A 12,379-nucleotide genomic window follows, 5' to 3' on the forward strand; every position below is an offset into this window, starting at 1 on the left:
CAAAAGAAAATGCTTCATTTAATTGACAATGTATTCAATTATACTTTGAATTAAACCGATAATCCATATCGCCATGTAAGCGATGGTTAATATGATAAAGTATAATCTCCAAGTTTTTTTTAACAGCGGTAATATTTCAATTTCTTTTTTAGTGCGCCAATCTATGTATGTAAAAATAATCGCAATAACAATTTCAATCACAAATACAATTATATTGTACTTCATTCCCCATAAGCTTGAGATTGAAAGTGGTACAGAGAAGAGCAAAATGAATGTCGTTGCATCCGCTGCATAACCAAAACTTTTCGCAACACTTTTTTTCCGTTTATGAAAAATAGCATATGTAATAAAAAATAGAATAATGGGAAAACAAATAATTGCACTGATTATATATTGGATGACAAGCATCACATTTTCTCACCGCTCTCTATTGCCAACAGCAAATGATATAGTGTGGTTAATGTCGGTAAAGGTTTTTCTCTTTTAGCAGCTCTTTGTATAACCTCTCCTATAATCGTTTCAGCTTCAGTTGGACGCATTTGTAATCTGTCGGACAGCATGGATGAAGTATTTGCAGCAGTTTTTATACATAAATTTTTAACATCTTCAAATTGAAAATCTTCTCTCTTTTCAGGGAATGCTTCCATTAACTCGTCATATAAATTTAATAGAAGCTGATATGTATATTGATTTTCAATTAGTTGTCCATTTTTCATCTGAACGATAGCGGTAATTGGATTAATAAAACAATTTAGTAATGCTTTTTCAAAAAGCATTTGCTCTGCGTCCTCTTCCATAACTAATTGAATCTTACCATCTAAAGTGCTAGCTAATTTTTTAAATAATTCTTTTTGCCCCTTTTCTACAGCTAATTTCAATACACCTTGCCCTCGATGAACAACAATATGATCACTTTCTTTTTCAGCGCCAAATTGGCAAGCACCAAATGCGATTGTTTTTTGCGGCAAGCGTAATGCTTCCTGAAAATGTGCTAAGCCATTCTGCAAAAATAACAAGGGAGATTCAATATTTAATGTTTTAAGCGTTTTATACAATGGCTTTAGCTGCCCATATTTAACTGCAACAATAACTAATGAATCTTCTTTTATAGATGAAAAGTCAGTTTCTACCTGGATTTTTGCTGTATAGAATGAACCATCAAGATTTTTTCTTATTAAACCAAATTTTTGAATTTCTAAGGCTTGTTCCTTTCTACGAACAATAAGTGTAACATTTATATTTTGTTCAGCTAAGAAACTTGCAATAAGCATTCCTACTGATCCTGCACCTATTATAGTAATCCTCATACAATTTCCACCTTCTTTGATTGTAAGAAAAGTAAAGGTCTACCGATTATGGCAGACCTTGTTTTATTTATATTTTATTATACTGGATACACGGGGTGTTTTCGATAAGGTAATGAAATTTGTTTACTTGAATAATGCAGTAAGCGTTGCGCAAGGGTCGTTCGTAGATTACTTGGCGAAACAATTTCATCAATTACCAACTGTGATGCAAGCTTATAAATATCGATTTCTTCTTTATACTGATCAATTTTATCCTTAACGAAATTCATACGTTCTTTATTATCGTTTATTTCAGCCAGCTTATTCGAATAGACAGCATTTATTGCAGCTTCCGGCCCCATAACGGCAATTTGTGCTGTTGGAAGAGCTATACAAACATCCGGTTCAAAAGCGGGTCCACACATTGCGTACAATCCTGCCCCATATGCTTTACGAATAATAACAGAAATCTTTGGAACGGTTGCACTGCTCATGGCAGAGATAAATTTAGCCCCATGTCGAATAATACCTGCTTTTTCAACCATTGTTCCAATCATGAATCCTGGTACATCAGCTAGAAATAACAATGGTATCGAATAAGCATCACACAATTGAATAAATTTGGCCGCTTTATCGGATGAATCAACGAATAACACTCCACCTTTTACTTTTGGCTGATTTGCAACTATTCCAACAACTTGCCCATTAATTCTGGCTAATCCTGTAATAAGTTCTGGTGCAAATAATTTTTTTATTTCAAAAAAGCTTTCTTCATCTATTAGTTGATGGATTAATTCATACATGTCAAATGGAACATTTTGATTTTCTGGTATGATTTCTTCTAATGAACGACCAGGTATTGGCATCTTAGGCGTTTCTTTATTAGGCAACTTTTGAAAATTTGCGCCAAAGTAGCCTAAATATTTTTTTGCATATTCAATAGCCTGTTGCTCATTTTGAGCTAGAACATCTCCACAGCCACTTATTGTACAATGCATTTTTGCGCCGCCCATTTCTTCTAAAGAAACTTTTTCACCTATTACTTTCTCAGCCATGCGAGGCGACCCTAAATACATCGATGCATTTCCTTCAACCATAATAACGATATCACAAAAGGCTGGAATATATGCACCTCCTGCTGCAGAAGGGCCAAATAAAATACATATTTGCGGAATCATTCCACTTAACTTCACTTGGTTATGAAATATTCGACCAGCACCCCGTCTACCTGGAAACATTTCTAGTTGATCTGTAATACGTGCTCCTGCAGAATCGACTAAGTACAATAGTGGTACTTGCAATTTTTCCGCGGTTTCTTGAATGCGAATAATTTTTTCAACCGTCCTAGCACCCCATGTACCTGCTTTGACAGTCGAATCATTAGCCATGACGCAGACCGTTTGATTATTTATTTTTCCTATTGCAGTCACTACCCCGTCTGCCGGTAAATCCTTTTCTACACAGTTGGCAAATCGGCCATCTTCTTCGTATTCTCCATTATCGAACAAAATCAACAATCTATCTCGGACAAATAATTTATTTGCTTCCCTTAATTTTTCGTGGTATTTCTTTTGACCGCCTGCGGTAATTTTCTCGATTTTTTCTGCTAGTTTTTCGTTATATGTTTTCAATACCTAACACTCCCCTTTGTGCGGCTCTTCCATTATGCAATTGTGATTAGTACATCCTCTTCGTTGACAAAATCTCCTTCAGCTACGTTAATTTTAATAACAGTTCCATCAGCCTCTGCTTCAAATGGAATCTCCATTTTCATAGATTCAATGATAATGACCGTTTGACCAGCAGTTACTTGTTGTCCTTCCTTTACTAGTAACTCATATACAATTCCGGCCATTTGCGCCTTCAATTCCACCATAAATGACTCCCCTTTCCTCAAATGGAAGATGTTCTTTAAGTGAATCTCTTTAGTTCATTTATGTTTAATGATGAAATGATCTTATTATTTTTGATGTTCAATAAAATTTGCGCCTTGTTGGAGCCATTTAATTATTTTTTCGTGTTCTGTCTGCAATTCTCTATATTTTATTTCTAGCTCGTTATATGCTTCAGTTAATTCATCAAAACTATTAAGCGCTAGCTTTAAATGACTGCGCATTAATTGCTTTGGACGTTTTCGCACACTGTTTAGCATTTGGCCATATTGACCGCGCAATGTTTTATTCCAACGGAAACCACACGCTTGCTTTGTACGATTTAAAACTGCTGCCGCTTCAGAAAAAGCCTCTAGTTGCGTTTTACCATTTTGAACAGCTTGAATAACAATTTCTGCTAATTTCTCATCATCATCGGCTGTCCATTGATCTTTACGTCTTTTTCCATCCATTTCTATCACCTCACATTTTTTACTACTATATGCTGACAAATAGAATAAATAGAATAGCATTCGATAGAAAAAATAGGTTGCGACATATTAAAATTCTTTCTACTTCCATATGGTTTATAACAAAAGAAAAAAACGCCTCAAAAGAGACGTTTCAATTATTAATAAGGGAAATAATGGGACACCTTCAATATTTTTTAAGCATATGTTAAGAAGTTTTTTATAATAGCCAAAAAATACGTTGTTCTCACCTTTTATGCTGCTCTCAAAGTGTAAGAATCAATTTTTCGGTTTTCTCGTTGATTTTAGATTGCATATGATGGCTGTGATTAGCACAAGCGATATATCATATCTTTTTTAAAACCATAGTCTCTATTTTGATTTATTTAAAAATCGGTATACTGCTTCATTATGCGCATCACTTTCCCATAGTTTTGCACATAGACGGATCTCTTCCATTACACGTTCATACATATTTCTTTCCTTCCATTTTCGCAACTCTATTTCTTTATACGCTTGATGTACAGAAGGGTGAATTTTCCTCATTTCTAAAATAAATTCATCTAGTGCTTGTTCTTTTGATCCTTCAAAAATACGCATTGCCCAACCAATTTCATATAAAAGATTTGCATCATAGCTTTTCGCATCAACTAGCATTTTTAGTGCTCTATCATGCCTCAATCCTCTTTCAAATAGATACGTTCCTCCACCCCAGCCGGTAGTAATAGAAAGGGTGCCTTGTATAAAACCACATTTTGCATGACTAGCGACTAATCTAAAGTCGCAAGCTGTCGCAATCTCGCAGCCACCCCCAACTGCAGCTCCGTTAATTAACGCAATTGTTGGTACACGTAATGTTGCCAAATCATACAAAATATTACCCATTTTACTTAACATGCTAAAAGCCTGTTCCTCAGTTTTCAAACTATGAAATTCAGATAAATCGCCACCTGAACAAAAGGCTTTTTCTCCAGCCCCGGTTATTACTAAAAAACTTATCGATTTATTTTCTTTTATATATGAAATAACTTCTCTTAATCCGTTCATGACTTCATCATTCACAGCATTTCGTTTTTCTTCCCGATTAATCGTAAATATACAAACCCCATTGTCATTTTCAATTTTATAAGCCAAACTTTACATCCCCTTTAAGTGCTCATTATTTCAACATAACGTAAGACTTTGATTTAAATAGTAAATGACTAAATCTATTTTTACAAGTTGCGTTTATAAAGAATTAGAAAATTGTTTCTATTATTTTGTTCAAAATTAAAAAGGCTATTAGAGAGCCATGGCCTCTCTAATAGCCTAAAAGAGCTTGCAGTGTGAATTTCGGAATACTCACTGCTGATATTTTGCGCTGCACGTTCATATTATAAGATTAGTAAACCTCTTACTTATGTAAAATACATTTTATAGGTTTTTTAATACTTATACCTTACGTGCCTTCGCTTTATTATTTGCTTACTACTTCTTTACCTTTGTAGTGTCCACAAGCTTTACATACGTGGTGAGCTAAAGTTGCTTCTCCACAGTTTGGGCAAGCTACCATACCAGGTACAGATAATTTGAAATGCGTACGACGCTTTCTTTTAGCAGTTTTAGAAGTTCTTCTAAATGGTACAGCCATTATTGGCACCTCCTTACAGATTATCTATTCATCTGTTTGATCAAAATACTTAGCTAAATCAGCCAGTCTTGGATCCACTTTTGGTTCGTCATTTTCCTTTTGACGTCGGACATCTTCTTCTGTTGAATAGCTCCAACCTTTACCACCATGTACCTGCCCTTCAGTATTTTCTTTAAATACTTGCATTGGCACTTCAAGAAGCACAAGCTCCTCTAAAACCGGTTTTAAGTCGATTACTTCACCATCAATATAATGGATATCTTCATCGTCATTAACACGGTGTTCTTGATCAACCCAGCTGAAAATTTCAACTGCATCGACTTTTATTGGATATTCAACATCTTCCCAAGTCCTAGATTCAGGAAGTGTTAATGTCGCCGTCATCGTAAACTGACATGTCATTTGCGATGCACCGAAAGTACAGTGTCCTTTTACATGAACGGGTGAAATATGACGAATATCTTTATTTCGTTTCATTACATCATCCAATTGTACTTCTGCATCAATCGGCATCCCATTTTGGCGATACTTTGATAATTGATGAATTGACCATTTCATTCATTAATCACCTCGAGACAACAATGTTGATTATATAATGTGTATTTTTAGATGTCAAGATATTTTCTTGTCACTCAAGCATTTGAGGACTATAATTTTTAGTAAATGCAAGCTCTTTTTAATAAAAAAATTTTCTACCTAGGAGTGTAACGAATGAAAGCAGTCGGCGTTGTCGTTGAATATAATCCTTTTCATAATGGCCACCTATATCATATGGAACAATCAAAAATACAAACAAATGCTGATGTGTCGATTGCCGTTATGAGTGGGCACTTTCTACAACGGGGCGAACCTGCTTTAGTTGATAAATGGCATCGTACAAAAATGGCTCTTTTAAATGGAATCGATATTGTTATAGAGCTTCCTTACGTGTTTAGCACAGGCAATGCCACTCACTTTTCACAAGGTGCAATACAGCTTTTAGATGCTATCAATTGTGATACATTTGCTTTTGGAAGTGAACAAGGTACTATACAGCCATTTTTAAGCACCTATTCATTGCTGGAAAAAAATAAAGAACAGTATAATACGTTAATCAAGCAATTCGTTACAACTGGTGTTAGTTATCCCCAAAGTTTATATATGGCATACGAAAAACTTAAACAAAAAGAACCTGGAGAATATATTGATTTATCTCAGCCAAATAACATTTTAGGATACCATTACATTGAAGCAGCCAACCGCTTAAAACTTTCTATAAAGCCGGTTACAATTCAAAGAATTCAAGCTGGTTATCACGACTCTATCGATTGTGATTCTACAATTGCAAGTGCCACTGGTATTCGAAAAGCAATATTTGAACATCAAGCTATAGAAGAAATAGCTGCTTATGTACCACCGGCAACTCTATTGCAGTTAGAAGATTGGAAAACAAAATATAACACATTTATAAGCTGGGAATTGCTCTGGCCTCTGCTACGCTTTGCAATTTTGCGCAATACGCCGGAGCAATTAACCCATTTTGCAGATATGACAGAGGGAATTGAATTTGCTATCAGAAAGGCAGCAAAAAAAAGTGATACTTTTGCTGAATTCATGGTGAACCTAAAATCAAAACGCTATACATGGACTAGGCTTCAACGAATGGTAACACATATCTATACGGGTATTACGAGGGAGCAATTGCATCAATTTTCAGAACCAACTTATATACGTTTACTAGGAATGACTTCAAAAGGTCAAGCGTATATATCCGAAAATAAAAAGCATTTCAAGCTACCTTTAATAAGTCGAGTAGCATCCACTAAGGATCCAATGCTAGAGTTAGATATCCGTGCATCCGATATGTACGCGCAATGCATCAATCTTGCTTCAAACCAAAAAATAAACGGAGACTACAACACCCCGCCTATAAGGATACAGGTATAAGAGGAACAATTGAAATTGTTAATTTCCTAATACGTTCCAGTAGGCTGAACGAATTTTAGAACACTCAGCCTACAACTGTAAGCTGCGTACTATTTTAGTATCATAAGAAGCACGCTCTAATTTGTTAGCGGGCCTTACACAAAGCAGGTGACAAAAACGCCACATCGCATGTCTTGTCACCATGACCAACGTCCTGTTGGCCCCAAAGACAAGTCGTAAAGACACAACGTGGCTCTGCGATTTGTGTGCTTAGCCCGCTCACTCAATCCAAAATTTTTAAAAAAATTTTTATTTGTAATTCAATTAAAAATTATCCTTAAGTCTATAACTATAAAAAATACAATCCAGATTGGTACTGGATTGTATTTTCTGCGTTCGAATTCAATTATCCGTGAAATTAACTATGAGACGTCTTCCTTTGGTTCTAATTGCTCCAAATACTCAAGCGCATCATCAATTGTCTTAACAGGAACAATTTCCATATTAGTTCCTATTTTTTTCGCCGTTTCAACAGCAGCCTCATAGTTGGATTTTACATTTGGATTTACTTTTAACATTGCATCTGTTATGTCATCGTCTGGAGCAAAGAAAATTTCTATATGATCTTCATTGGCAGCAACAACCTTCTTCTCAATCCCGCCAATTCGACCAACTGTTCCATCTTCATTCATTTCTCCGGTTCCTGCGATATTGTAGCCCTTTGTTAAATCCTTATCAAGAATTTGATCCAAAATTTCTAATGTAAACATTAAGCCTGCTGAGGGACCGCCAATATCTTCTGCCTTTACTTTTACTCTTGGATCTGTTTTAATCGATTTATTTTCAGAATACGAGATGCCTATGCCGACTCGATGATTTTCATCGCCGGGAATTTTCTTTAAACTAATTGTACGATCAAGCAATTCATCATTTCGATTAATAACTAGCTTTACTTCATCATGTTCTTTTTTCGAATTTAAAATATTGGATAAATCTTCTGCCTTTTCTATTAACTGTCCATCTATCTCAACAATATTATCGCCAGGCAGTAGTTGACCATCCGCTGCTCCCTTTGAAAGAACATTCAAAACCGTAACACCATTGTATTCAATCGTATATGGTAAACCAGCTTTTTTAAATGCGACGTAAAGCGCATTGAATTGTGAGTCTGACATAAGCTTTAATTGTCGAATACTATATTCTGTTTCGTCTTCCTCTTCTTGACGAACATCCTTTAGCTCCATAATTTCTTCAAACTCTCTAAAATGTGCAATGACATATGTAAGAGGAGTTGCAGTACCCATGGCAACAGTCATTAGATTGAGGGTACCTTTATCATCTTGATCCCCGTCTTCAACCGTTACAAATTGGCTAACATCATAGGCGCTCCCAGGTTTCATAATATAGTAATCAAGCTTATAAAAGGCTAAGAAAAAAACGATGCCTAGTGGGATGATAAAAGAAAGCATCTTCTTCAATATGTATAGCACCTCCTGAAGTTACCCTTTCATAGACTATTTATTTTTTAGTTTGCATATATTATTTTAGCATTTGATTATACAGAAAACAAAACAATGAAAAGAGTTGATGCATATTCCACTACTATATTTATTCGTTTGTCTAACATTAATTTGTTTACTATTATTATTTCCTGGTATTGCTCACGAAGGGACAGATTTAGGTGTAGAGTTGTTTATGGAAGCATTATTTCCATATTTACTGCCATATCTGATACTTACACAATGGTTCATCCGGTTGACACCGAACAAAAGTAATTCCTTATCAAAATTCAAATTATACTTTAAAACATATGGAATCAGTGCTCTTGGTGGTTTTCCAACAGGCGCTGCAACGATTGCCTATTTAAAAAAAAGCAATCAAATTTCTCTCCGTGAAGCAAACATCCTTTTAAGTATTTGTCATAGTCCAAGCCCTTTATTCGTATTAGGATTCGTTGGAAATGATTTACTAAATGACAATCGTTTTAGTTGGCAATTCTTAATTTTATATCATGTAGTTTCCATTATCATCTTAACAGGTGTTTATTATTATTATCGTCAAGGAAGTATAGACACTGTTCATATTACCGAGCCTCAAAAAACGAAACAACAAAATCCTTTTACAAGCAGTATTAAAGATAGCATCCCTACTGTTTTAGTTGTAGGATCGACAATCATTTTTTTCACAACAATCTATACAGTCGTTATGCATTCAGTAAAAAGCTTTCTTCCAGACATACATAATAATGGTATGCTGCTCATCGCAGCGATGTTGGAAATGACAAATGGTTTAAAAATTGGACAACAGTTGTTTGAAAGTCAATCAACTATTCTTTTATTGCTTTTAGCAACTTTTTTAACAAGCCAAAGTTTAAGTATTCATATGCAAGTTGCCGTTATTGCTAAAAGTGAGAACATTTCTTTAAAACCATATATGCTTATGCGAATTTTATATACTATTTTTATCCCAATACTGTTCTATTTGATTTTTTTATATTGAAGGCAACACCTGCTTAGCCCAGACAAGTGGGGGACTTCAAAAAATTGTGATATTAGTACTTTGCAGCAAGAAGTTGAAGTTCCGTGATGCTTTTGCTTGTTTTAATTTAACGTAAAAAAATCGACAAAATCTTTAAAAGGATTTTGTCGATCTTTTTTACTTTTTAAATTTTTCCAGTAATGCGGATTCTACTTCACTTGGTACTAAACCAGTTACACTTCCGCCATATTTCGCTACCTCTTTTACGATGCTTGAGCTTAAGAAAGCATATTGATTTTTCGTCATAATGAAAAATGTTTCAATTGACTCATCTAAAAAGCGATTCATTGAAGTAATTTGCATTTCATATTCAAAATCAGAAACTGCACGCAAGCCACGTACTATTGCTTTTGCATTTTTCGATTGAGCATAATCAATTAATAAACCAGATGAGCTATCAATACGAATATTTGGGATATCCTTCGTTACTTCTGCCATTAAAGCCATACGTTCATCAATTGTAAAGAGCGGCTTTTTTGAAGAATTATTTAAAACAGCTACATATACAATATCAAAAACATCTGCTGCACGCTTTATAATATCTAAATGGCCGTTTGTTATAGGATCAAAGCTTCCTGGTACTACTGCTATTTTTTCAGACAACGATTTCTCCCTCTTCCCTTTATCAATCGTCTTTAAAGTCAACGATATATAGAAATAATTGTACCCCCGTAACTTTCTTGTCGTGTTAAAGTATAGGGGCCATAAGTCGAAGGCAAGCTAACTTCTGCAGCATGTTCACAAACAATTACGGCATTTTCAGAAAGCTTTCCACCATCTATTAATGTTAAAATAAGATCATAATACTCAATTTTACGATATGGGGGGTCTAAAAAAAGGTAATCTATTTGTATATCTCGTTTTATTAGACCTTTTACCGCGCGTGTTGCATCAGTTTTAAAAGTTTCAGCAACATCCTCATAACGGCATTTTTTTATATTTTCCTGCAGTGTTTGATAAGCACGTCCATCCTTTTCAACAAAGATTGCTCTTTGAACGCCTCGACTTAAAGCTTCTATCCCTAAACCTCCACTACCCGCAAATAAATCAAGTACAGTCCCCCCATCAAAATAGGGGCCAATCATATTAAAAATTGATTCTTTTACTTTATCAGTTGTAGGTCTAGTTGTAGTCCCTGTAATCGCTTTTAAAGGCATTCCCTTTCTTTCACCTGCTACAACTCTCATATACTCACCAAGCTTTCTATTGTTGTAAAGTTGCTGTAGGTTTAATTGAAATTGCATTATCACTTTTATCAATTTCTACTGCAAATAGTCGTTGCAGCCACGTTTCTTCTACGTAATGGCTTCCTGCAATTTCAATAACTGGCTCTGAAACAGTATTATAGCGTGTTTCATTATAAACATAAAATCCGTAGTCTTTTGGGAATCGGAAATTACTAGCTTCATTACGTACATAATACCCATTTTTCCCAACCGATACTTCATATCCTAAATGCTTTAATAATGGATCGGCTGTATAGTAAACAAAACCGTCTTTAAAAACTACTTTTACATTATCAATTTGATCTGTACCTACATAAACACCCCGATTATCATTAAATAAAAATGGAAAAATACCTTCTATTGAAGCGTTTAATGATAAGTACTGTGTATGATGGCCAAAAACTTCTGATAATCCTTCATCTAGAATTTTAGGAGAAACTTTTTCACCTTTTAATTTTTCTAAACGCTCAACCCACTCTTTTAACTGTTCGTCAGTCATTTGATTTTTTAAGGTATCTACTATTTCTGTAGATTTCTTTCCGCCAATCTCAGAATCTGTAATAAATGAAGCAACAACCTGGCTTAGCCATTTCGGGCTGTCGCCAAAATCATATAGAGATTTTGCTTGGCTAACAATTACATTTTTTTCTATAGAATCAATCGTTAAATCTCCTAAAAATAAAATACGCTTTCCTTGCTGTGAAGACAGATTCTGCCCCTGAACGATTGCGATATGCTTATCATTTAGGAAATGTAAATTTTCTAATCCCTTTAAAAGTTCATTTGATAATGCAGACTTAGAAAATATTGATAAGTTATCAGTAGATTTTTGAAGCTTTATATTTCCATCCTGCCAATAAACTTCTGAAACAGGACCTGCTCCACTAAACAGGGCATAATTTACAAGCGATAATTGCTGTTGACCAATCAAAGGTAAACCTGTTATCCATTGACCTAAAATTTCACTATCAGTGGAAATATGTACTGTTGAATATGAAACTTTTCCATTAGACAGTCCTACAAAAATATCTTTTATTAATTGCTTTGATTTTAAACCACCGTCTAAAGGGATTATGTATGATAGAGATTGACTTAAAGCGTCTCCCTTTTCAAATTTTGACTTATCTTCACTTAATCGGCTGCAGCTAGTTTCGGATTCAATAGAACAATCGGGACTTTCGGCATTTTTTGGCCAAACAATATCAATCGTTTGGTTCGGCAAATTTTTAAAATGCTGTCTTATATCTAAGCTGTTACTGCGATACGTAATTTCAATTTCCTGAGTATAATAAAAGTCACCTTCACCAGCTTCAAGCTTGTCCGAATATACCTGGTACTGAAAGAATAGTACTCCACTAATGATTAAAATAAGAAGTCCAAAAAAACTTATTGCATATTTCATGTGCCTTACCCCCTGCATCATGATACTATTATTATTAGAAAACTTGGCTAA

General features: G+C 34.8%; 14 protein-coding genes. 2 read left to right on the forward strand and 12 right to left on the reverse strand.

The genetic code is table 11. The features are described from left to right. Positions 1-18: 18 nt before the first annotated feature. The 8 genes from EKG35_RS03200 to EKG35_RS03235 form a co-directional block, all read right to left on the reverse strand. The gene (locus EKG35_RS03200; RefSeq protein ID WP_126292879.1) at positions 19-408 is read right to left on the reverse strand and encodes a DUF3397 family protein; all 390 of its coding nucleotides are present in this window, start codon (positions 406-408) and stop codon (positions 19-21) included. Beyond that, positions 408-1,307, reverse strand: a complete 900-nt coding sequence (locus EKG35_RS03205; protein WP_126292880.1) for a ketopantoate reductase family protein — start codon at positions 1,305-1,307, stop codon at positions 408-410. The genes EKG35_RS03200 and EKG35_RS03205 overlap by 1 nt, the downstream gene beginning before the upstream one ends. Before the next feature lie 77 nt (positions 1,308-1,384). After that, a complete protein-coding gene (locus EKG35_RS03210) occupies positions 1,385-2,917 on the reverse strand; it encodes an acyl-CoA carboxylase subunit beta (RefSeq protein ID WP_126292881.1) in 1,533 nt (510 codons plus the stop codon). A 32-nt stretch (positions 2,918-2,949) separates the two neighbouring features. After that, a complete protein-coding gene (locus tag EKG35_RS03215) occupies positions 2,950-3,162 on the reverse strand; it encodes an acyl-CoA carboxylase biotin carboxyl carrier protein subunit (RefSeq protein WP_126292882.1) in 213 nt (70 codons plus the stop codon). An 84-nt stretch (positions 3,163-3,246) separates the two neighbouring features. Then, entirely contained in the window at positions 3,247-3,630 is a 384-nt protein-coding gene (locus tag EKG35_RS03220; protein ID WP_126292883.1) for a transcriptional regulator, read from the reverse strand. A 369-nt stretch (positions 3,631-3,999) separates the two neighbouring features. Beyond that, complete coding sequence (locus EKG35_RS03225; RefSeq protein ID WP_126292884.1) at positions 4,000-4,761, reverse strand: enoyl-CoA hydratase/isomerase family protein; 762 nt, start codon at positions 4,759-4,761, stop codon at positions 4,000-4,002. A 322-nt stretch (positions 4,762-5,083) separates the two neighbouring features. Further along, positions 5,084-5,257, reverse strand: coding sequence for a 50S ribosomal protein L32 (rpmF, locus tag EKG35_RS03230; RefSeq protein WP_036202717.1), 174 nt, complete (start codon positions 5,255-5,257; stop codon positions 5,084-5,086). Between the two features lie 24 nt (positions 5,258-5,281). Then, positions 5,282-5,815, reverse strand: a complete 534-nt coding sequence (locus tag EKG35_RS03235; RefSeq protein WP_126292885.1) for a YceD family protein — start codon at positions 5,813-5,815, stop codon at positions 5,282-5,284. Positions 5,816-5,968: 153 nt separating this feature from the next. On the opposite strand from EKG35_RS03235, the gene EKG35_RS03240 reads away from it, so the two are divergent. Next, the gene (locus tag EKG35_RS03240) at positions 5,969-7,183 is read left to right on the forward strand and encodes a nucleotidyltransferase (RefSeq protein WP_126292886.1); all 1,215 of its coding nucleotides are present in this window, start codon (positions 5,969-5,971) and stop codon (positions 7,181-7,183) included. Between the two features lie 401 nt (positions 7,184-7,584). Here EKG35_RS03240 and EKG35_RS03245 read toward each other — a convergent pair whose 3' ends face one another. Then, positions 7,585-8,631 (reverse strand): SepM family pheromone-processing serine protease, encoded by a 1,047-nt coding sequence (locus EKG35_RS03245; RefSeq protein ID WP_246020153.1) that lies wholly within the window; start codon positions 8,629-8,631, stop codon positions 7,585-7,587. 118 nt (positions 8,632-8,749) lie between these two features. Here EKG35_RS03245 and EKG35_RS03250 point away from each other — a divergent pair, with 118 nt between their 5' ends. Then, entirely contained in the window at positions 8,750-9,661 is a 912-nt protein-coding gene (locus tag EKG35_RS03250) for a hypothetical protein (RefSeq protein ID WP_126292887.1), read from the forward strand. A 156-nt stretch (positions 9,662-9,817) separates the two neighbouring features. Here the strand turns inward: EKG35_RS03250 and coaD are convergent, their stop codons facing one another. The 3 genes from coaD to EKG35_RS03265 are packed head-to-tail and all read right to left on the reverse strand — an operon-like array spanning position 9,818 to position 12,328. Further along, positions 9,818-10,303, reverse strand: coding sequence for a pantetheine-phosphate adenylyltransferase (gene coaD, locus EKG35_RS03255; protein ID WP_126292888.1), 486 nt, complete (start codon positions 10,301-10,303; stop codon positions 9,818-9,820). A gap of 38 nt (positions 10,304-10,341) precedes the next feature. Continuing rightward, a complete protein-coding gene (gene rsmD, locus EKG35_RS03260; protein WP_126292934.1) occupies positions 10,342-10,887 on the reverse strand; it encodes a 16S rRNA (guanine(966)-N(2))-methyltransferase RsmD in 546 nt (181 codons plus the stop codon). A gap of 16 nt (positions 10,888-10,903) precedes the next feature. Further along, a complete protein-coding gene (locus EKG35_RS03265) occupies positions 10,904-12,328 on the reverse strand; it encodes an RNA polymerase II (protein ID WP_126292889.1) in 1,425 nt (474 codons plus the stop codon). Between the last annotated feature and the right edge of the window lie 51 nt (positions 12,329-12,379).

The organism is Lysinibacillus telephonicus (genome assembly GCF_003966145.1).
GTDB lineage: Bacteria > Bacillota > Bacilli > Bacillales_A > Planococcaceae > Ureibacillus > Ureibacillus telephonicus.

What these genes read in the sequence shown, in the direction of transcription:
- EKG35_RS03200 (WP_126292879.1), bottom strand. Translation starts at nt 408, where the DNA reads ATGCTTGTCATCCAATATATAATCAGTGCAATTATTTGTTTTCCCATT.
- EKG35_RS03205 (WP_126292880.1), bottom strand. Translation starts at nt 1,307, where the DNA reads ATGAGGATTACTATAATAGGTGCAGGATCAGTAGGAATGCTTATTGCA.
- EKG35_RS03215 (WP_126292882.1), bottom strand. Translation starts at nt 3,162, where the DNA reads ATGGTGGAATTGAAGGCGCAAATGGCCGGAATTGTATATGAGTTACTA.
- EKG35_RS03220 (WP_126292883.1), bottom strand. Translation starts at nt 3,630, where the DNA reads ATGGATGGAAAAAGACGTAAAGATCAATGGACAGCCGATGATGATGAG.
- rpmF (WP_036202717.1), bottom strand. Translation starts at nt 5,257, where the DNA reads ATGGCTGTACCATTTAGAAGAACTTCTAAAACTGCTAAAAGAAAGCGT.
- EKG35_RS03235 (WP_126292885.1), bottom strand. Translation starts at nt 5,815, where the DNA reads ATGAAATGGTCAATTCATCAATTATCAAAGTATCGCCAAAATGGGATG.
- EKG35_RS03240 (WP_126292886.1), top strand. Translation starts at nt 5,969, where the DNA reads ATGAAAGCAGTCGGCGTTGTCGTTGAATATAATCCTTTTCATAATGGC.
- EKG35_RS03245 (WP_246020153.1), bottom strand. Translation starts at nt 8,631, where the DNA reads ATGCTTTCTTTTATCATCCCACTAGGCATCGTTTTTTTCTTAGCCTTT.
- EKG35_RS03250 (WP_126292887.1), top strand. Translation starts at nt 8,750, where the DNA reads ATGCATATTCCACTACTATATTTATTCGTTTGTCTAACATTAATTTGT.
- rsmD (WP_126292934.1), bottom strand. Translation starts at nt 10,887, where the DNA reads ATGAGAGTTGTAGCAGGTGAAAGAAAGGGAATGCCTTTAAAAGCGATT.
- EKG35_RS03265 (WP_126292889.1), bottom strand. Translation starts at nt 12,328, where the DNA reads ATGAAATATGCAATAAGTTTTTTTGGACTTCTTATTTTAATCATTAGT.